Source organism: Methylobacterium sp. UNC378MF, from assembly GCF_900103195.1.
Lineage (GTDB): Bacteria > Pseudomonadota > Alphaproteobacteria > Rhizobiales > Beijerinckiaceae > Methylobacterium.
In genome coordinates this window covers 64,611-85,084 of sequence record NZ_FMWU01000020.1, presented here as the reverse complement: position 1 = coordinate 85,084, position 20,474 = coordinate 64,611, and the positions used below count along the sequence as shown (strand labels likewise).

Here is a 20,474-nt window from a genome sequence, read left to right as displayed (position 1 = left end):
CGCCGCCGGCTGACGCCCCGGTGCAGGAGGTCCTGGCTGATCAGGCCTCGGCGCTCGCTCGGGCCGTAGCCGAGACCGACCCGGCCCTGATGGAGGCCGCCCGAACTGCGGCGCGGGTCCGCGCGGTCGACGAGGCGATTCGTGCCGCGGAGGAGGATCTCGCGCGGCCTCGGACGCTGACGCGCTGGGGCTATGGCGTCGAGCCGACGGCCCCGGATGAGCGGGCCCATGTGGCGATGCTGCGGGCGGCACAGTGCGCCGGCGGGGCTGCCCGGATTCACCCCTACCTGGAGGACGCCCACCGCGCCGACGAGACCCGCGCCAGGCATGACGAGCTCGTCGCCGCCGAGACTGAGTGGAAGGCCCGGGCGGAACGGGAGCGCCACCCGAGCAGGGGGTGAGCCCTGTATATAGAGAGAGGGCCCCGGTGGTGACGCCAGGGCCCTTCGCGTTTCAGACGTGTTCGCATACGACTGCGTTGAGCGTCGCCCCCGTTGGGCAGTCCCCGGGAACGGTCCGCCGGTACGGCCCCCATTGACCGCATCCCCGGCACCGGTAGCCATCGAGCGTCGCCGGTGTCGGCCAATGCCGCAGGCGGCTCGGTTCCTCCAGCCTCCAGCGATTGTGCTTCTCGACATGCGCCTCGGCGTCAGCCCGCGTCACCGCGAAGCTGACCCAGCCGCAGCGGATGCACGTTACGCAGTCGTCTGGGATCTCCTGCTCACCCCTCGGCATCGTCGTCCCCTTCCTGACCGAGCCGCCGCTCCTCTGGGATGTCCGGCGTGGCGGCGAGGCGCTCTTGGATCTCCCCCAGCGTCACAGGCCTGTAGGCCCACTGGTCGACGCCGACGTCGCAGCTTTGGCTGGTGTCCGGCAGGGAACCGTGGGTGTGCCCGAACAGGTGGATCGACCCCCTCCAAACGCCGGGCCACGCCCTGAGCGGGTAGTGGCACATGACGACCCGGACGCCCTCGATCTTCCGCGAGACGAGGTCGTGCTGCTCGTGCCAGGGCAGGTCTGTGACCCGCGGCTTGTCGTGGTTGCCACGGACGAGGATCTTGCGTCCCCGGAGCCGGCGGAACAGGGCGGCGCACCGCTCCGGGCTCGCCCCGAGGGCGAAGTCACCGAGGTGCCAGACCTCGTCGCGCGGGCCGACGACACCGTTCCAGGCGGCGACCAGAGCCTCGTCGTGCTCCTCGATGGAGGCGAAGGGACGCCTCGACATGGCGAGGACGCCGGCGTGGCCGAAGTGGGAATCGGCGGAGAAGAAAGTCGTCATGGGGCAGCCTCCGTGAGGGGGCTGCGCACGCGCGTCACGCCCCGGGGGTCGGTCCTTCGGTCGGGGGGAGCGCTATTCGGCGTTTCACGTCGGCCTCGTGCGGCTGGTGAGGATGCGATGATCGGGGCGCGGACTCAGGCGGTCAACGGCGAAGGCGGGGTTATCCCTGGGCATCGCGCTGGTTGCACATAAGGTCGCCCGGGAAGCACGAATGCCGTTATGTTCTGCGCATAAGAGCCCCGGAAGCAGCATAACTTGAACGCAGGGCCGCCCCCGTTGAACTGGTCACAGATGTTCCTACTTCGTTCTCAAGAACGGAGTGGTCGATGCTGAGCTTTCAGGACGTCGTGGATGCGGGACCGGAGGAGCGCGACGCCCTGATGCGCGCTATGGCTGAGGACCTCATGGAGGCCTCCGGCCGCTACCGCGGGTCGGCGGGATTCGTCCGTGCCGAACGGCCCCGGGATGTCGCCATGGCGCTCGGCTCGGCCCGGCGCGCTTCGGCCTCGGCGGCACGGTCGAGGGCGGCCTTCTCCCGCTCGTAAGCAGCGATGACGGCGGCGACCCAAGGCTCCATGCCGCGGGCCTTCAGGTCGAGGCGCTGCGCCTTTGCGTAGACCTTCCGGGTCACGTCTTCCAACCGCGCGTGCTCGTCATCCTTTTTCCCGGTCTTGTGCGCGAGGATGGCGCTGCCGGCGCCGCCGAGGTCCTCGTCGTCGAGGTAGCTGCCCAGAGAACGGCGGGTGTCGTGCGGGACCCACGGCCTGATGCCATGCTTCTCGAACAGGTTGACGCGCGGGGTCCGCGGCTTGCGCTCGCCGCCGTCCTTCGGCTTCCGGCTCGGCTTGCTCTTTCCTTGGAGGCGGTCGAGCAAGCCGGCGATGCCCTCGCTGGTGACGTGCCGGCCCGACTGCCGGGACGGAAACAGATAGGCGCTGTCCGTGTCCGGGTCCTCGAACCGGGCGAGAATCTCCAGCGCCGAGGGCGGGACCGGCAGCGCGTGCGGGCGGGGATCCTTGCCACCCTTCATGTCATCGGCGCTCCAGGTCCAGACCTGCCAGTCGGGACGGCCCGGCATCGGGATGACGCGGTCGAGGCGTGTGCCACCGAGGGCACCGGTCCGTTGCGCCGTCAGAACCGTGGCCCACAGTGCCGCCAGCGTGCCGGGGCTTGTCTCCTGGTCGGTCGAGCCGAGGACACGGTACCGCTCCGCCAGGGTGAGCGTGCGCCCGAGCTCGGCCAGCGTCGGCACGTGGTCCCGGGTCCCGGACGCGTACTCGATGTCGAAGGATTCCCACCAGGGCACCTTGCCGAGCTGGCTCTGCCGACGCTTGAACCGCCAGGCCCAATCGAGCGCCGCCTTCGTCTGCCTGACGGCCCGGGCGGCCGATGATGGGGACGTCGCGGCCTCGATTTCGTCCCTGACCTCCTCAAGGACCTCGACGTCGAGCTGGTGCAGGTGCCAGTGCCCGATGCGGCGGAACGCCGGGTAGGTCAGGTGGGTGCGGTACTGGCTCGCCCACGCCGGTTTCAGCTTGGGCAGCTTCGCCGCCAGGAATTCCTCGACGAGGTCGTCCCAGGTCCAAGGCCCGTGCAGCCTCCGGTGCGCCGCGTCGTCGGGCAGCACCTCGTAGTCGAAGGCGGCACCGACGGCGGCCTCGACGTCGCCGGCAGACTGCTCCAGGGCATCCCGGTAGAGCTTGAGGTCGGAGCGCGGGTCGCGCCCGTCCTTGAGGGCGAGCTTCGCCCGGGCAGCCGCCTCTCGCGCAGCCGGGACGGTGAGCTCGTCGGCGGTGCCGAGGCGCATGGTCGTCGTCCGCATGCGCAGGTACCAAGTCGCGCCGAGCGGAAGGACCCGCAGCGCAAGCCCGCGCTCCTCGGTGTCGGCCCACTCCAGACCTCGCCCCGGGACGCGGGACCCGGCGACCATTCCCCTGGCGCGCTTCAGGTCATCGGCGTTGAGCCGGCGCCGCTCGCGGGTGTAGTCGTTCCTCGTCGCCATGCCCGTCCGCGCCCCTGATACAACGGCTGATACAACAACTACCTCGGGGCCTGCTGGCAAGGGCATACGACTCCGCCGTATTCCTAACCCCATGTTTTTGTTGTGGTTCGGGGCGTTTTGGTTAACGGTTCGCCATTGGATTTCAGGTCATTTCAAGTGTTCGGTCAGCTTCCCAAGCTGAATGTCGTCGGTTCGATCCCGATCGCCCGCTCCATCCATTCTTTCCATCTCTTCAGTGACTTGTGCCGCAACCTGCGGCATGAGGCTGGGCATGCCCGGTCACGTTCGCAGGAACTCGTCTAACGAGCCGGCGCGCGACTTCATGCACTGTGGCCGCGCCTGTCGAGGGTTCAAACGTGCTTTCGCCCCTCAATCAGTTTCTGGAACTTCTCGTACTCTGCTGGATCGACACGGTATGAGTGGTCGTCGTCGGGGAAGGTCATGGTCTTGACCTCCTCGACGTACCTGCGGATGCCGGTCACCGCGACCTCGGTGAGGTTCGCGTAGCGTTTCGTGAACTTCGGCTTGAAATCCGTGAAGACGCCCAGCAGATCGTAGGCGAGCAGGATCTGGCCGTCGCAACCAGCGCCGGCACCTATGCCGATGGTGGGGATCGTGAGCTGCTCGGAGATCAGTTTGGCAATCGGGGCCGGCACGGCCTCAAATTCCAGCATGAAGCAGCCAGCGTCCTCGATAGCCAGGGCGTCCTCCAGGATCTTCATCGCAGCCTCGGCGGTGCGACCCTGGATCTTAAAGCCGCCGAAGTTGGCGATGGTGTGCGGTGTCAGCCCGATGTGCGACGCCGTCGGGATCCCGGCGTCGACGAGAGCCCTGAGAACATGGGCCTGGCTCCTGCCGCCCTGCGGCTTCACCGCGTCACAGAGCGCCTCCTGCATGAATCGCGTGGCGTTCGTGAGGGCTCGGTCGACCGTGTTGTAGCTCTGGTAGGGCATGCAGCCGAGCACGAAGGTGTCTGGCGCACCACGCCGTACTGCGCCCGCATGAAGGATCATCATGTCCATCGTCGCGGGTATCGTGCTGGCATGGCCGTGTGCGACCATGGCGAGACTATCGCCGACGACAGCAACATCGACACCCGCCATCTCCGCCCACCGAGCGGAGGTGTAGTCCGGTACGGACATGTAGACGAACTTCTCGCCCGTCTGCTTCGCGGCGCGAATGTCGAGAATTGTCCGCTTGCCGGCCTTCTTGGTCGGCTCGTTCGGAGATTTCGCCGTTGCCGCGCTCATGACTGCCCCTCCAGACTTGTTTGTTGGTCGAGGCGGCTGAGCCCGGCCTACGACTTCGGTTCGAGCCCGCGGTGATCGCCTAGCGCAGGCGCTGCAGGACGCGGTCGATGTCGGCCGTCGTCATCTCCCACTCGTTCTGGAAGTTGGCCACGACACTGCGCATGAACTGCGGTTGAAGCCGTTCCGCCTCGGCCGTGTCACCGAGGTGGTCGACCAGCATCGCGTAAGCCAGTTGCGAAGGCTCGGGTCCCTCGTAGCTCCACTCGAATCCATTGCGGGAGTAGCGCCTCGCATCCGTCCTGTCCGGAAGCGGCTTGCCGTCGACCGTGACGACGATCCCGTCGATGGTCCGGTCCCCCGCGTAGACCTTGTTCACGACCGCGCCTCCCTCATCTGGTGGCGCGGCGTGCGACCGTCGGAGCGGGAGCGCATCACTTCTGGGAAAATCCAGAGGCTGACCACCATGAAGGGGCCGAGGAACGCCACGGCCCATTGTGGGCCGGTCTGACCAAGGTAGCCCATGTAGAACCACCCCGCGAGCGCGGCCAAGGCGACGGCGACGGACAAGCCGAACTTGATCGGAAACGGCATTGGACTCCTCCCGGGTCGGTGGTTGTTCTTACAGGGTGAAGACGGAGCCGACCCGCTGGAGCAGGCCGAGCGCCCCGCCCAGGCCGGCCAGCACGATGGCGAGGCCGGCCAGGCCGTCACGCCAACGCTGGGGCCAGACGTTGAACAGGCCCGGAGCGAACAGGACGGCCAGACCGCCCACAATGATGAGGCTCGTCCAACGCAGGTTGGCGGCACCGTAGGCTAAGCCACCGCCGACCAATGCCAGCAGCAGCACGACGTTGACCGCCAGCAGCAGCAGACCGAGCGGTCGGCCCTTCAGGTCAGGGCGGGTTTCGAGCGGGAACATGCCCGTGAGGACGTAGAAGCCGACGCTGGCGACGCCGGCGAAGAGGGCGAACCATGTGAGGGCGGTGACGTTCGGTTCGATCATGCTCATGGAGGACCTCCCAAATGTCGGGGCGGCACCGCGTCGGCGCCGCATGTCGCGTGTGGCGGGGGCTTACTCGGCCGGCTGCATCGCGCCGGGCTCGGCAGCTCCAGGCGTGCGGGACGTCTTGCGCATGTCGGTCTTCACGTGACGGGTGTCGTAACCATTGAAGAGCGTGCCGAGCAGGCCACGGTTGAGGTCCGAGGTGCCGAACAACCAGTCCATGATCGGGAAGGTGAGATTCATGTTGCGCTCCATCATGATCGACTGGTCGTGATGGGCGGTGTGGTGCCGGCGGTTCGTGTTGATGAACGGCATGTTTCGGACAAACCAGTTGTCTTCGACGTGGCAGCAGAAGTGCATGAACTCGTAGATCATGTAGATGCTGGTCGTCGTCGTGATGAACAGCCAACCGACGTTCGGCGTGAACACGTTGCCGAGCACGATGGCGCCGGGGATCGACATCAGTGTGAAGGTCGCCAGGGCGTAGGGCGGAAAGAACGTCACCCGGTAGTCGCGATGGTCGGCGAAGCGCATCTCGTGATCGGTGAAGAACTGGTGATGCTGGAGCGTGTGCCGATTGTAGACGGCGCGGCCGATCGGATTGCTCTGCGGCCGATGCATAACGTAGCGATGCAGCCACCACTCGAAGAAATTGCAGAACAAGAAGACGACCGGCACCGTGGCGAGCTCCGCCCAGGTCGGCGCCTTGATGTTAGAAATGTAGATGTATAATGCCGTCAGGCCAATGGTGTAGATGATGGCGATGTGTAGGAAGCCGTTGTACCACCCCGCAACGCGCTGCCGGTAATTAGCTCGGTAGTTTTTCTGCCGCTCGCTCATCTTGGTGACTGCGAGTTCCATTGAGCTTCTCCCTTGTTCGATATCGCTGATTGTGGCCGCCGCAGCCGCTTGATCGAAGATGTTCAGTAGAACGCCATCACCGCCACGGTGTGCGGGAAAAGGACGGTCTTGTCAGCCGCCGTCGGCTTCGAAGGCGGCCCAAGCTTGGCGGCGGGACGGACGGGGTCGCGGGCCTGCCGGCAGGGGATCCGCCGCACTCCCGGCAGATGGGACGATGCCGACCCTCATCAGTGATGCGTGACGCCTGTCACATTCCGCCCCACCCAATTTGTTGCCTGCAGGATATCATTGATATATCAGATGTCAACAGCAGTGTACCAGTTCCGTTGAGGCGGCGAGAGTGCGGGTCACCCGCATTCCCGCCAGTAGGCTCAGTGCGAGATCGCTTCGAGCGACCTGCCCTTGGTCTCGATGCCGAGGATGCCGACGCTCGCCGCCGCGATGACGAAGGAGCCGGCGCCCAGGGCGAAGACGCCGCCGTGGCCAAGGGTAGGCAGGATGATGCCGATGACGTACGGCCCGATGAGCGAGCCGACGCGGCCGATCGCGGAGGCGCAACCGGCCCCCGTTGCACGGGCGCGGGTCGGGTACAGCTCGGGCGTGTAGGCGTAGAGGACCGACCACATCCCGAACAGGAAGAACTGCATCATCAGCCCGAAGGCGATCAGCCAGGTAAAGCTCGGGGAATGCCCGTACAGGTAGGCCGCCACCGCGCTGCCGAGCAGCATCAGGACAGCCGTCGGCTTGCGACCCCAGCGCTCGACGAGGATGGCTGAGGCGATGAAGCCGGGAATGCCCGCGAGCGAGATGAGGATGGTGTAGGTCACGGACTTGGCGACGCTGTAGCCCGCATCCTGCAGCAGGGCACCGAGCCAGGTGGTGAGCCCGTAGAAGCCCAGCAGTGCGAAGAACCATGTCAGCCAGATCATGACCGTGCGACTGGCGTAGCCTGGGCTCCAGAGTTCGAGGAAGGAAAAGCGACGTTCGCCCTGTACCTGCTCAGGCAGGACCTTCGGCTCAGCCAGCGAGCGCCCGTCGAGGTGCGCGGCCACCTTCGTCTCGATGGTCGCCATCACGCGGTCAGCCTCATCGTACCGGCCCCGATCGGCCAGCCAGCGTGGCGATTCCGGCACCAGGAAACGGATCACGAACAGGAACAGGGCCGGCACTGCTTGCGCCAGGAAGACCGCCCGCCAGTCGAAATAGCTTAACAGGACGTAGCTGAGGCAGCCCGCCGCGATGAAGCCCAGCGGCCAGAAGCCCTCCATGATGGCAAGGTAACGGCCGCGCTTATCTGTCGGCAGGAACTCCGAGACGATGGCTAGGGCCACCGGGAACTCCATGCCCATGCCGAAGCCGAGGAGCAGGCGGGCGTAGCCGAGCATGGTCGCGTCCGGCGCGTAGGCGCACCACGCGCTGCCTAAGCCCCAGAACACCATGCTGATCTGGAAGACGAGCTTCCGGCCGAAGCGGTCGGCAAGCATTCCTGAAAGCGCCGCGCCAGCGAACATGCCGATGAAGCTCATGCTCGACAGGAGCCCGGCCTGAGCCGTCGAGAGGCCGAACTCGGTCTTGATTGATCCGAGGAGGAAGGTGAGCGAGCCGAGGTCGATCGAGTCGAAGAACCAAGCCGTCGCGATGATGAGAAAGATGTTGCGTTGGAACTGGGTCATCGGCAGGCGCTCAAGCCGGGCCGCGATCACTGCGCTTGACCCGGCCGCGACGCGGGCGGGGATCTCGGTTGTGGCCCGCTCCGGCAGCACATCGCCGGCGGGTATCGCAATCTGCCCTACCATTCCTTGCCTCCCTGTGTCGTTTAGTATGCGCGCCGTGTTTTTGCAGGATATTTCTAATCAGCGCAAGATATATCAGACGTATGCACTTGCGCAGGGAAGTGCCCCGCCCCATGCACTGAGGCTAGGCAGCGTCGAGCGAGCTGGGCAGGGCAGAGGGGCGTCGTCGATGAACTTCGTGACCGGTAAGACGACGTCGGTCCGTGCCGCGGAGCGTGGTGAGAAGAGGGCGAGGAAGGCCGCGAAGGGGTCGCCCGACGGGCCGGCTGGCCAAGAGGATTTGCCCGACCTGACGCTGACGGACAAAGCCTACCAGCAGCTGGAGGAGATGATCACGACGCTTGTGCTCCCGCCCGGCATGGTGCTGGGCGAGCAGAACCTGGTCCAGCGTCTCGGGATTGGCCGTACCCCCATCCGTGAGGCGCTACAGCGTCTCGCTCGCGACGGTCTTGTGGTTGTTATGCCGCGGCGCGGCATCCTTGTCTCCGACATCAACGTACGCACGCAGCTGCGCCTGCTGGAGACCCGGCGCGTCCTGGAGCGCTTGATCGCGCGCCTGGCTGCGGAGCGGTCCACGAAGGAGGAGCGGGAAGTCTTCGCGGGCATTGCGCAGGACATGCGCGAGGCGGCCTCGGCGTCGGACGACCTGGCGTTCATGCGCTTGGACCGTCAATTCAACGACCTGATCGCAACGGCATCGCGCAACGAGTTCGCGGTGCGCTCCTTGGAGAGCATGGCGGGCCTGTCACGGCGTTTCTGGTACCAGCACTACAAGCAGGCGGCCGATCTGCCGCTGACCGCCAATCTCCACGCCGATGTCTGCGAAGCGGTTGCCCGACGCGACGTCGATGCCGCCGGCGCCGCCTCAGACAAGCTCGTCGACTACATCGAGAGCTTTGCTCGCAAGACCTTGGATCTTTGATCCGCGTCGTTTCGACAGCGCTGACCGAACCGGATATCGCGCTTGTTATATTCGTTGATGCGTCAGAAATCTGGACCAGCCGCCCAGCATATTGGCGCCACCCTCATGAACACTTGCGCCAAAGTAGTGAAAAGCTTCGTGCTGGATGTCCGCTTCTCGGACGCTGCCGAACATGCTCAGACGGCGGCAACGGGCGCTTTGCTGCCGGGCTGGTTTCGAAGCCCCTCGACACAGAAGCCGAGGGGCCAAACACTCAAATCTCAGTCCCTTCGGCCAGGGTCAGAGGATCCTCAACGTCGACACCGAGGTACCTGACCGTACTCTCAATCTTGGTATGGCCGAGCAGAATCTGGACGGCGCGCAGGTTGCCGGTCCGCTTGTAGATCAACGACGCCTTCGTGCGACGCAAGGAATGGGTTCGGTAGTCCTCACTTCGCAGCCCGATGCCCGTGATCCACTCATTGACCAAGCGCGCATACTGACGAGTGCTTATGTGCGTCACGTCGTCGAGCCGGCTTAAGAAGGCATAGTCGTCGAGTGTACCGCCCCTGGCCTCAAGCCATGCCAGGATGCTGGTGCGGGCAAGTTCGAGCAGTTCGAACTGCACCGGCCGCGCGGTCTTGCGCTGGATGACGATGGCCCGGCTACGGACGCGACCACCGCTGACAAGAGCGCCAATCTTGAGTTTGGCGATGTCGCATCCGCGCAGCTTGCTGTCGATGGCAAGATCGAACATCGCCCGGTCACGCGTGCGGCGTTCGCGATCGAGCCAGAACCGGATGACCCAGACCTGCTGAGGCTTGAGGGCTCGCTAGACCCCAAGCTTGCGGCCGGCGTTCCAGGCCGGCCGCCCTTTGATGGCGGGATCGTGTAGGGAGTGTCCCATTGTCTGTCTCCTCGCCGACTCATGCCGACGGAGCGAGGAGACATCTGAGACGAGCCCTGGAGATCAGGGTGAGCATATGCGGACATTCCGCATCCGACCCAACCCAGCCGTCCAAAGCGCCATGGGCGTTTCCCATAAGCGGTCATTTGCCATTCGTCCTGCGACTTTGGTTCGAGGTGGAAAGCGGCCGTACCAGGATGCGCCGTTAAGTGGCGAGCTGCCACAACCCAGGGTCATCGCGCTCGGCGGATAGATAGCGCATAAGGGATCATCACTGGCTTCGGTATCGGCCGTCAGTGCCTGAGAGCAGCGAGCGCTCCCGGCCTGATCACGCGGAGCACGGTTTTGGCTGACAGCAGACCCTTAGCCATCCTCATTACGGAGGCTGACGAGGTCGTCCGTATGGTCACGGCCGACATGCTGGAGGATGCTGGCTTCCAGACTGTAGAGGTCCGCACAGCCGTCGAGGCGCTGGCGGTTCTCGAAGGATCGATCACGGTCAGCATGCTGATTACGGGACGCGGCATCGTGGGCGATGGTGTTGCCCTCGCCCACCTCGTTCATCACCGTTGGCCCGGTGTTGGCATCGTCGTCACCTCAGGGGCCGGAGCGTATCTTCAGGAGGATTTGCCGCCGGGCGTGCGCCTGCTCAGCAAGCCCTACGACTTTGCAGAACTCATCCACGAAGTGGAAGCTGGTCTCGCACAGGTGCAGGACGAGCCATCAGGCGCTCCCGTACTCCCGGGCGGTGTACCGCCCCACACCGGAACGGAGGTGGGCAACGGCATGGGAGCTATTGCCGCTCCCACGACAGAGCCGGACAAAACGTAACCCCTGCTTTCATGCCGGCGAGGTCTGAACCCCGTTAGCTTAGCCGTGGCGATGTCGGCTTCTGAGAACTCTCGCTCGATAGTGGACCGTCGCAAAACCACCCATCTGGGACGTTCACCGAGCCACTCACGACTGCAAAAAGTGACCGTAAGCGGAATTTCTGCTTGCTGCTCATTTTGTTAAGTAGGCAGACGTTAGTGGCACAGACATCAAAGTGGTAGAGCGCGCCTGGTGAGCCGACCGGTTAGGCTGCAAATCTCGTTAAAGCTGTGCCCGAAGTTCAGACGAGAGGCGTTCACCAGCCTCACGGAGCCGCGACTTGAGGGTCTCGGCTCGTTCCAATGTCAGCCGAGATGCTGGACCCGACAGGGCGAGAGCACCAATCAGCCTCTGCTCCGTCCCGAACACCGGCATCGCAATTGATGCGACATGAGGGTCGGTGATGCCGCAGGAATAGAGTGGCATCTCGATCGCCGCCCGGTCCGAAGCCCTTCGGTCGCTGAAGGTCCTCAAAACCCGGGCAATCGCGGACTCGTCCATCGGCCGCATATCGCCGGGGCGGACATCCATCCGGAGCGGCAAGGGCGAGTCCGCCCGGAACAGGCACAGCCGCTGATTGCCCCGGCGGATGTAGAACGAAGCCGTCTCCAGGGACTCGGCCGCGAGCCGCTCCAGGACGGGGACGATCCGATCCTCCAGGGCAAAGGACTGCTGGTAGACCGAACCGATCCGAGCAGCCTCGACGCCCAGGCGGTAGCGCCCGTCATTCAAGCGCTCGATCAGGTCGAACTTTTCCAGCGAGATGCAGAGCCGCATGATCGTGCTCTTCACGAGCGACGTGCGGCGGGCGAGCTCGGAGAGTTCGAGGGCGTCGTCTCCGCGCCGGAACGCCGTCAGCACGGTCAGCACCCGATCGGCCGCAGCCACACCCTCGAGGTTGGGTCGCGCGCGCGCCTCCTTCGCCATCGCTTCGCACTCGTTCCGGTTTCGTGGAGTTCGGGACGACCGATCCATAACCAAGCGCCTTCCGCTCACCAAGCCGTGACGCGGCCTTGCCCAAGGCGTCGTTGACAGCCGCCTATGTTTGGCCGACTGAAAACGAAACGACGTTTCAAAAATGCCGATTCGGGAGTGGACGTCATGGCGCAAGGGCAACAGGCCCCGGCTCCGGCCCAGGCGCTCGACGAGCGAAACCTCCACCGCAAGATGATGCGGAGGATCCTGCCGTTCCTCTTCGTTTGCTACGTGGTCAGCTACCTGGACCGCGTGAATGTCGGCTTCGCCGCGCTCACGATGAACGCCCATATCGGGCTCACCGCGACGTCGTTCGGCATCGGCGCGGGGCTGTTTTTCCTCGGCTACTTCCTCGCCGAGATCCCCAGCAACCTGATCATGATGCGCGTCGGAGCCCGGCTCTGGATCGCCCGGATCATGATCACCTGGGGTCTCGTCTCGGCGGCGACCGCCTTCGTGACCGGCCCGATCCAGTTCGGGATCGCGCGGTTCCTTCTCGGCCTCGGCGAGGCGGGGTTCGTGCCCGGCGTGTTCCTCTATCTCAGCCTGTGGTTCCCCTCGGCGGTGCGGGCGCGCGCCACCGCGCTGTTCCTCCTCGGGATTCCGGCCGCCAACATCATCGGCTCGCCGATATCCGGCGCGCTGGTGCAGGTCGAGGGCTTCGGCCTCGCCGGATGGCAGTGGCTCCTCATCCTCGAAGCCCTGCCGGCGGTGGTTCTCGGCATCGTCTGCCTCTTCGTCCTCACCGATCGGCCGGAGAAGGCGCAGTGGCTCACGCCCGCCGAGCGCGACGTGCTTGTCGCCAAGCTCGCCGAGGAGAAGGCCGCCATCGAGAAGAAGCATCCGATGACCCTGGCCCAGGCCCTGCGGAACTGGCGGGCGCTGACACTGGCGGCGGTCAACTTCTGCGCCATTATCGGCTCGCTGGGCATCGGCCTGTGGCTGCCGCAGATCATCAAGCAGCTCGGGCTCGCGACCTCGCTCGTCGGGGTCGTGACGGCCGTCCCCTACCTCTCCGGCGCTGTGGCGATGGTGGTGTGGGGCCGCCTGTCCGACCGGGGCCGCGACCGGACGATCTACCCGGCCATCTCCCTGTTTGTGGGCGCCGCTGCGCTGGTTGCGAGCGCCCTGACTCCGACGCCGCTCCTCACCATCGCGGCGCTATGCGTCGCGGTGATGGGCATCACCTCCTTCGTGGCGACCTTCTGGGCCGTGCCCTCGGGCTTCCTCACCGGACGCGCGGCGGCGGGCGGGATCGCGATGATCGTCTCGATCGGCAATCTCGGCGGCTTCGCCGGCCCCTACCTGATCGGCCTCGTCCGCGACCTCTCGGGCGGGTTCACCGCGCCGCTCCTCATGGTCGGAGGCATCCTGCTCGTCGGCGCGCTGACGATGCTGGCCTTCGGCCGGCAGGTCCGCCGGGCTGCGCTGCCGGCCGCGCTCCCGGCCTGACCGCCATGATCCCGCGCCTCTCCCCCAGCCCCCGGGTGCCGTCCCTGACCGCGACCTTCTGCGCCGAGCTGCGCGCGCGGGGCTTCGCGGGCGACCTGACGATGGCCGAGGCCGACCGCACCGCGCTCGCCACGGACAATTCGATCTACCAGATCACGCCGCAGGCCATCGCCTTCCCGCGCGACCGCGACGACCTCGTGCGCATCGCGACCCTGCTCGCCGAGGAGCGGTTCGCCACGGTGCGGATCGCCCCCCGCGGCGGCGGGACCGGGACCAACGGCCAGTCCCTCACGGACGGGATCGTGGTTGATCTCTCGCGGCACATGAACCGCATCCTCGCCATCGACCCGGTGCGCCGCACGGCGCGGGTCGAGGCGGGTGTGGTGAAGGACCAGCTCAACGCGGCCCTGGCCGAGCACGGCCTGTTCTTCGCCCCCGAACTGTCGACCTCGAACCGCGCCACCATCGGCGGGATGATCTCGACCGACGCCTGCGGCCAGGGCTCCTGCCTCTACGGCAAGACCCGCGACCACGTGCGCACCCTCACCACGGTGCTGGCCGACGGGACGGTCTGGCACTCCGAACCCCTCGACGACGACAGGCTCGCGGCCGCGCAGGCCCGGCAGGACCTCGCGGGGGCCATCCACCGGGAGGTGGACAAGCTTCAGCGCGAGAACGCCGCGCTGATCGACAAAACGTTCCCGCCGCTGAACCGCTGCCTCACCGGCTACGACCTCGCCCATCTGCGCCGCGCGGACGGCCGCTTCGACCTCAACGCCGTGCTGTGCGGCTCGGAGGGGACGCTGGGCCTCCTCGCGGAGGCGACGCTCAACGTCCTGCCGCTGCCGAGCCACGTGGCGCTGGTGAACCTCCGCTACGACAGCTTCGACGCGGCCCTGCGCGACGCACGGACGCTCGTGGCCTTCGGGGCGGCCTCGGTCGAGACGGTGGACTCCAAGGTGCTGGGACTCGCCCAGGAGGATCCCGTCTGGGAGGGCGTCACCGCCTACTTCCCGGAGGATGCGGGCGAGCAGGTGCAGGGCGTCAACCTGATCGAGTTCGTCGGCGACGGTGCGGACGCGGTCGAGGCGGCGCTGACCCGCCTCACGGCGACCCTGGACGAGGCCGGGACCGCCCACGGCCGACGCGGCTACACGGTGGCCCGGGGCGAGGCGGAGGTCGGCCGCCTCTGGGCGATGCGCAAGAAGGCGGTCGGCCTGCTGGGCAACACCAAGGGCGACCGGCGGCCCATGGCCTTCGTCGAGGACACCGCCGTCCCGCCGGAGCACCTCGCCGACTACATCGCGGAGTTCCGCGCCGCCCTCGACCGGCGCGGGCTCGAGTACGGCATGTTCGGCCATGTCGATGCCGGCGTGCTCCATGTCCGCCCGGCCATCGACATGAAGGCCCCGGGCGCCGAGGCGCTGGTCCGCGCCGTCACCGAGGACGTCGTCGCCCTGACGCAGCGCTACGGCGGGCTGCTCTGGGGCGAGCACGGCAAGGGCGTGCGCTCCGAGTTCTCGCCCCGCTTCTTCGGCCCGCTCTACCCGGTGCTGCAGGCGGTGAAGGCCGCCTTCGACCCGCGCAACCAGTTCAACCCCGGCGAGATCGCCGCCCCCGAGGGCGCCGCGCTGCTGACCGTCGACGGCGTGCCGACCAAGGGCCAGCGGGACCGGACGATCCCCGCGCATGTCCGGGCCGGCTACGACGAGGCGCTCCACTGCAACGGCAACGGCGCCTGGAGTGGGAAATTCCGGGCCTTGAACACGCGCTTCCTCAGCACACTCTGTGCCGTGGCCGATGCCGGCTCGCTAGCCGGGGCGGCCCGGGCCATGGGGCTGTCGAGCGCCGCCGTCGCCGAACAGATCCAGACGCTCGAACGGGGGCTCGGTGTCCGGCTGATCACCCGTCTCGGACGCGCCGTGACCCTGACGGACGAGGGGCGAGCCGTCGTCACAGCGGGGCGGGACATCCTGAGGAGGGTGGCGGACCTGACGCAGGTCGCCCAGCTCGGACGGCTCAGCGGCACCCTTCGGATCGGGTCGGTCTCGACCGCTCTGATGTCGGTCGTGCCGCCGACCTTGAGACACATGGCCGAGCATCACCCGGAGATCGCCCTCAAGATCGTACCGGGTACCTCCTCGCAACTCCTTTCCATGTTGGAAGGCGGTGCGATCGACTGCGCCATCACGGTCAGGCCCACCTTCGAGATCGCTAAGGAGTTCGGCTGGCACCTGATCCGGGAGGAGCCCTTGACGCTGGTCTGTCCAGCCGAGCTTCCCTTCGAGGGCGTCGAGGCGTGCCTGTCCTCCTCGCCGATGATCAGCATGTACAGAAATTCGCCGACGGGACGGATCGCAGAGAGGTTTCTTCAGGACAAGAAGATCGTCGCAAAGGAACTCTTCGAGATCGAGGCGGCCGAAGTCATTCTCGTCTTGGTGTCGCAGGGCCTCGGCGTTTCTCTTCTGCCGGATTACGGCTTCGAATCGAGCCGGGAGCGCCGCATCCGAAAAATGGCCGTCGGCGACCGCGCCTATGGCAGGCCGGTCGGCATCCTCTACCGGCGCGGTGCGCGTATCTCCCTCATCGATGCATTCCACGCCGCCATCAAGAATGGTGCGATTTCATAGAGGTCGCACGGAGAGGATTTCTCTCAATCGTCGAACTCCGAGACTTGGCATTCGAACCCTCTCGGACCATGCGGCAGGTCGGTCGACGGCCTCGCCAGCCTTGAAGGCTGCATCTGCGCTTCAGGGGCAAAGGTAATGATGCCTCGCGAAGGCATGTCTGCTTCCGGCGACGACATCGACGCGATCGAATGACCGGTTAGGGCGCGAAGCCGAATGTCCGGTCCTGCGTGCGTTGGCGATCCGGCGCGACGTAGTCTGGCCGAAAGCGGAATGGCTGCTTCTGAGATGGTCCGACGGAAAAGCGGACAACCCCCTATCGACCCATTTCAGCCGTGCCGAAGGCCATCGGCGCCTCCCGAAAGCGGTCGTTCGTCGCGAGTACCGCAACTTCAGTTCTCGGCGGTGAGCCGTCATTGGATTGCGGCCCAAAAGCCGACCGCACGTTCGGCAGCCGCGGCCGGCTTGAGCCGCCTATAGACCGATCCGCGTCAGGCGGCACTCCGCTTGGTGCCAGCCATCGCAAAGGCGAGCGCATCGGCAGCGGCGAGCGGTCGGCTGAACAGGAAGCCCTGCACCTCCGTGCAGCCCTCCTGCCTCACACGCTCCAGTTGCTCCCAGGTTTCAACGCCCTCGGCCACCACACGCTTGCCGAGCCGCTCGCCAAGGTCAGCTACAGCCCGCACGATCGCTGCTGTCTCCGGTTCGGCGATGTCACGGACGAAGGCACGGTCGAGCTTGATTTTGTCGAACGGGAAGCGGCGCAGGTAGCTCAAGGACGAGAACCCGGTGCCAAAGTCGTCGAGCGCCACACATACGCCCAGTCCGCGCAGCCGATGCAGCCGTGCCAGCGCGTCGTCTGCGTCGCGCATCAACATACTCTCCGTCACCTCCAGCGTCAGGCGCTGAGCGTCCAGCCCTGCTCCCGCGAGTGCGGTCATCACCGCCTCTTCCAGCCCGTCGCGGATTTGAACCGTCGATACATTCACCGCGACGCGGATCGGCTCAGGCCAGCGCCGCGCCTCGCGGCACGCTCGGTCCAGTGCCCAGGCGCCGAGCGGCACGATCAGCCCGGTCTCCTCAGCCACTGGGATGAAGTCTGCTGGTGAGATCGCGCCGCGCTCGGGGTGGTGCCAGCGCATCAGCGCCTCGAAGTTCACCACCGCGTTCGTGGTCACGTCGATCACCGGCTGGTAGACGAGCGAGAAGTCGCCGCGCCGGATCGCCTCCTTCATATCGAGGGCCAGCGAGCCCCGCACCGCAGTCCGGGCGTGCGCCCCGGGTCGGAACAGGCGGTAAGTGCCGCGCCCAGCTGCCTTGGCTTCGTAGAGCGCGGCGTCGGCGCGCCTGAACACCTCGTCCGCGTCCGCGCCTCCCACCGGCACCATCGCGAGACCGATGCTGATGCCCACCTCGACGCGCGCGCCGTCGATCTCCACAGGGGCACTGACTGCCGCGATGACCCGCTCCGCCACCCGTCGCGCGCCGCCTTCGCCGTCCAGGCCGCCGAGCACCAGCGCGAACTCGTCTCCGCCGAGGCGGGCTGCGGTGTCGGCCTCGTTCAAAACCAAGCGCATGCGCGCGGCCACCACGCAGAGGAGGCGGTCGCCGACCACGTGGCCGAGCGTGTCGTTGACGGCCTTGAATCCGTCGAGATCGCAAACCAGCACGGCGAAACGATCATGAGCCGTCGCGGCTGCCTGGATCGCACAGTCGAGCCGTTCGCGGAGCAGCAGGCGGTTGGACAGGCCAGTGAGCGCGTCGTGGTACGCCATATGTTCGACGCGCGCTTCAGCCTCCTTGCGCCGTGATATGTCGATCTGCGTGCCGACCATCCGAGTCGCTTGACCCGTCGCGTCGCGCTCCACGATACGGCCGCGGGTAAGGACCCAAGGATGGCCGCCATCTTGGCGGAAGAGCCGGTGCTCGCAGGCGAACGCGGGCGTCAGGCCCTTGAGGTGTTCGCGCAGAGCGGTGGCCACACGCTCGCGGTCCTCTGGATGCACGAACTGCGCGTAGATGGATATCGCGATCCGTTCGCAGCCTTCGTGTCCCAGCCGGTGCATCCAGTGATCCGAGACCCAGACCTCACCGGCCGCGATATCCCAGTCCCAGATCCCGTCCTCGCCGCTGTCGAGCGCGAGTGCGAGCCGCTCCTCGCTCAGCCGCAGCCGCGCCTCGGCCTCACGGCGGCGCGTCGTGTCGGTATAGGTGCGCAGGTAGCCGCCTTCCGGCAAGCGCACGACGCGCACCTCCAGTCTCGTCCCATCCGGCCGCTGCCGCTCGAACACGTCCGGCAAGCTCGCGAGATCGGCGGCCACGAGCGCGCCCTCCAGTGTGTTCGGGCTAGTCCGGTACTCTCCGCGCGCAACCTGGAAGGCGTTGATCGCGCTGTAGGGACTGCCGTCGTACAGGACGGTCTCAGGCAGATCGAGGAGTTCGCGCGCGCGTCGGTTGTGCAGGCGCACGCGGAGATCCGGGCCGTACAGGATCAGCCCCTCGTCCATAGTCTCTAGGGTCGCCCGCAGCAGTGCGGCTATCTCCGCCTGCTCCTTGCGCGCCGTGATGATGTCGTCGATATCGAGAGCCGTGCCAATCCACTCGATGATTTCCCCAGCGCGACGCACTGGGATCATCACGAGCCGATGCCAGCGATAGGAGCCGTCGTGACGGCGTAGGCGGCCTTCCACGCTGTAGGCGAGACCCTTTCCGATCGTGGCGCTTCGGGTCTGGGCCATGCGCCCGGCGTCGTCGGGATGGTTGGCCGCCAGTCGGTCGGCAAGCGTCGGGCCGATGGGGCCGTAATAGGACTCGAACTGTGCGTTACGGTAGATGGTCGCGCCAGCGTCGCAGTCTATGGCCCAGACCATTTGTGGCAGAGCGTCGGTTAGCGCACGCAGGCGCTCCTCACTCGCCCTGGTCTGCGCATCTGAGGCCTGACGCTGCTCGATCTCACGTGCGAACAGGAGCAGAGCGGCCACGAGCAAGATGGTGAGGCTGCCCGCAACAAGACCTTGCGTCAGGGCCGACCGACGCCAACCGGCGAGCACGTCGGCGCGGGAGAGTGCGGCACCAACGTAGAGCGGGTAGCCGTCGAGGAAGCTGTAGGCGATCACTCGCACAACGGCATCCGTTAAGCCCGGCGACCAGAACGGCCTGTCGTCTCTGGGGAGCACGTGCTCCCTGTAGTTCGCCCCGTCCGCGTAGTTCTTGCCGACCAACTCCGGCATTCTGGGGGAGCGCAAGAGCAGCGTGCCGTCCGCGCGCCACAGGTTGAGGGTCGCCCCTGGACCGTTGTCGATCTTGGCGTAAACGGCCTGGAAGGTCTCCAGGTCGAGCATCGCCTGGACGATGCCCGCGAACGAGCCGTCCGGATTGTCGATGCGGCGCGCTACCGGAAGCAAGAGCTTGCCGGTCAATCGCCCGATCACCGGGCGGCCAATTATAAGACCATCGTCCGGCCGTTCGCGCAAAGCCTGGAAGTAGTCGCGGTCGTGCACGTCGAGGGACCGGGTCGGGAAGGCGGCCGCCTCGACGATCGCCCTTCCATCACGATCGATGATAATGATGTTGTTGAGATGCGAGTGAACGAACTGCTCGTGCAGGGCGGCATGGAGCGCTTGCGACGGCAGGGTATCGGCGCGCGGACCGACGAGGGACGCCACAGCGCGCAGATAGGTGTCGATCGTTTCGAAGCTGCGCGTGGCGTGCTGCCCCAGAGCGCGAGCGGTGTTGACGGCGCGCGTCTCGGCGTCGGTGAGGTCCTGACTGTACTGCCGGTACATAGTCCAGGTGACGAGCGCCGGGATGCCCAGACCGACCAATATAGCCGCGACGCGCAGCCAACCGCTTAGTCCCAGGGTCGCGACTGATCCCCTGATCGGTGACAGCATCGTCTCCGCCCCCGCCACAACCCAAACCTGCACGGTGGCGAGCAGCAGCAGAGCACGAAAACGTAAAGGAGGCTTCCAACTTAGAGGATCTGCCGAGCCGGGTCATTGCGCATCGCTCCTGAGCGTTGGAAGCGTGCCGCTCGCAGCAGCGCTCTCTTGCCTCCGTTTCAAAGTGCCTCTTGGCCCTGCTGAGTACCGAGCAGGAGTTGTACCCCTTTGTTCAACGTGACGTAGTATGGCCGCTTGCTGCCCGTCCGCTTCGAGAGGCAAGATGCTGAATCAGACATTCTGAGCGGCTTAGATCAATGTCTCAGAGCGCCCTCAGAAATGCGCCCTTTGAGGCACTCCGTAACGCTACCGGGCGGTGACGGCGGCCCGGATGGTCTCGTAATCCGCCCGCTTCAGGACACGTCTGGTGACCAGATCCTCTACCGACGCGTAGGGTCGAAATTCGATAATGCGTTTCCCGATCATGCCTGCTCCGAGCGCATTTAGTTGCTCGATCGAGGCTGAGTTCAGGTCGACACTCCCAGGTGTCGCTGGTAGCTCACTGGCGCTGTTCGCGGCGGTGTCCGCCCCTAAGCCCGAGCTGGGTGCGACGTCCGCTAGCCTGGTAGGCGCCCCGGCATCGATCGGCGAACGGGGATTCCCTGGCTGGGTC

The 20,474-nt window shown here is 66.2% G+C and carries 17 protein-coding genes; 5 read left to right on the top strand and 12 right to left on the bottom strand.

Annotated elements, in window-relative coordinates:
* Window positions 1-20: 20 nt before the first annotated feature.
* A complete protein-coding gene (locus BLT59_RS20710) occupies window positions 21-401 on the top strand; it encodes a hypothetical protein (protein ID WP_091784746.1) in 381 nt (126 codons plus the stop codon).
* A gap of 320 nt (window positions 402-721) precedes the next feature.
* Here BLT59_RS20710 and BLT59_RS20705 read toward each other — a convergent pair whose 3' ends face one another.
* From BLT59_RS20705 to BLT59_RS20665, 9 genes are all read right to left on the bottom strand, one after another.
* Entirely contained in the window at window positions 722-1,279 is a 558-nt protein-coding gene (locus BLT59_RS20705; protein WP_091784743.1) for a metallophosphoesterase family protein, read from the bottom strand.
* 421 nt (window positions 1,280-1,700) lie between these two features.
* On the bottom strand, window positions 1,701-3,281 hold the full coding sequence (locus BLT59_RS20695) for a tyrosine-type recombinase/integrase (RefSeq protein ID WP_175544082.1): 1,581 nt from the start codon (window positions 3,279-3,281) through the stop codon (window positions 1,701-1,703).
* 147 nt (window positions 3,282-3,428) lie between these two features.
* Window positions 3,429-3,554 carry a hypothetical protein gene (locus BLT59_RS32180; protein WP_280141064.1) on the bottom strand — a complete coding sequence of 42 codons (126 nt, stop codon included), beginning with the start codon at window positions 3,552-3,554 and terminating at the stop codon, window positions 3,429-3,431.
* Window positions 3,555-3,631: 77 nt separating this feature from the next.
* A complete protein-coding gene (panB, locus tag BLT59_RS20690; protein ID WP_091784732.1) occupies window positions 3,632-4,531 on the bottom strand; it encodes a 3-methyl-2-oxobutanoate hydroxymethyltransferase in 900 nt (299 codons plus the stop codon).
* Window positions 4,532-4,610: 79 nt separating this feature from the next.
* The gene (locus BLT59_RS20685; protein ID WP_091784729.1) at window positions 4,611-4,907 is read right to left on the bottom strand and encodes a DUF6166 domain-containing protein; all 297 of its coding nucleotides are present in this window, start codon (window positions 4,905-4,907) and stop codon (window positions 4,611-4,613) included.
* On the bottom strand, window positions 4,904-5,122 hold the full coding sequence (locus BLT59_RS20680; protein WP_091784726.1) for a hypothetical protein: 219 nt from the start codon (window positions 5,120-5,122) through the stop codon (window positions 4,904-4,906). The genes BLT59_RS20685 and BLT59_RS20680 overlap by 4 nt, the downstream gene beginning before the upstream one ends.
* A 28-nt stretch (window positions 5,123-5,150) precedes the next feature.
* Complete coding sequence (locus BLT59_RS20675; RefSeq protein ID WP_091784723.1) at window positions 5,151-5,540, bottom strand: hypothetical protein; 390 nt, start codon at window positions 5,538-5,540, stop codon at window positions 5,151-5,153.
* A gap of 63 nt (window positions 5,541-5,603) precedes the next feature.
* Window positions 5,604-6,395, bottom strand: a complete 792-nt coding sequence (locus BLT59_RS20670) for a sterol desaturase family protein (protein ID WP_091784721.1) — start codon at window positions 6,393-6,395, stop codon at window positions 5,604-5,606.
* A 371-nt stretch (window positions 6,396-6,766) separates the two neighbouring features.
* A complete protein-coding gene (locus tag BLT59_RS20665; RefSeq protein ID WP_091784718.1) occupies window positions 6,767-8,191 on the bottom strand; it encodes an MFS transporter in 1,425 nt (474 codons plus the stop codon).
* Window positions 8,192-8,357: 166 nt separating this feature from the next.
* On the opposite strand from BLT59_RS20665, the gene BLT59_RS20660 reads away from it, so the two are divergent.
* Window positions 8,358-9,110, top strand: a complete 753-nt coding sequence (locus BLT59_RS20660; RefSeq protein WP_091784714.1) for a GntR family transcriptional regulator — start codon at window positions 8,358-8,360, stop codon at window positions 9,108-9,110.
* A gap of 253 nt (window positions 9,111-9,363) precedes the next feature.
* Here BLT59_RS20660 and BLT59_RS20655 read toward each other — a convergent pair whose 3' ends face one another.
* Window positions 9,364-9,891 carry a tyrosine-type recombinase/integrase gene (locus BLT59_RS20655; RefSeq protein WP_244514084.1) on the bottom strand — a complete coding sequence of 176 codons (528 nt, stop codon included), beginning with the start codon at window positions 9,889-9,891 and terminating at the stop codon, window positions 9,364-9,366.
* Between the two features lie 507 nt (window positions 9,892-10,398).
* Here BLT59_RS20655 and BLT59_RS20650 point away from each other — a divergent pair.
* Window positions 10,399-10,827 (top strand): response regulator, encoded by a 429-nt coding sequence (locus BLT59_RS20650; RefSeq protein ID WP_244514075.1) that lies wholly within the window; start codon window positions 10,399-10,401, stop codon window positions 10,825-10,827.
* Window positions 10,828-11,088: 261 nt separating this feature from the next.
* Here BLT59_RS20650 and BLT59_RS20645 read toward each other — a convergent pair whose 3' ends face one another.
* Window positions 11,089-11,793 carry an IclR family transcriptional regulator gene (locus BLT59_RS20645; RefSeq protein ID WP_091784708.1) on the bottom strand — a complete coding sequence of 235 codons (705 nt, stop codon included), beginning with the start codon at window positions 11,791-11,793 and terminating at the stop codon, window positions 11,089-11,091.
* A gap of 174 nt (window positions 11,794-11,967) precedes the next feature.
* Between BLT59_RS20645 and BLT59_RS20640 the strand changes: the two genes are divergently transcribed.
* Both BLT59_RS20640 and BLT59_RS20635 read left to right on the top strand, forming a co-directional pair.
* Entirely contained in the window at window positions 11,968-13,293 is a 1,326-nt protein-coding gene (locus BLT59_RS20640; RefSeq protein ID WP_091784905.1) for an MFS transporter, read from the top strand.
* Window positions 13,294-13,298: 5 nt separating this feature from the next.
* Entirely contained in the window at window positions 13,299-15,923 is a 2,625-nt protein-coding gene (locus tag BLT59_RS20635) for an FAD-linked oxidase C-terminal domain-containing protein (RefSeq protein WP_091784705.1), read from the top strand.
* A 488-nt stretch (window positions 15,924-16,411) separates the two neighbouring features.
* Here the strand turns inward: BLT59_RS20635 and BLT59_RS20630 are convergent, their stop codons facing one another.
* Window positions 16,412-19,813 (bottom strand): bifunctional diguanylate cyclase/phosphodiesterase, encoded by a 3,402-nt coding sequence (locus tag BLT59_RS20630; RefSeq protein WP_091784702.1) that lies wholly within the window; start codon window positions 19,811-19,813, stop codon window positions 16,412-16,414.
* Window positions 19,814-20,474: the final 661 nt, after the last annotated feature.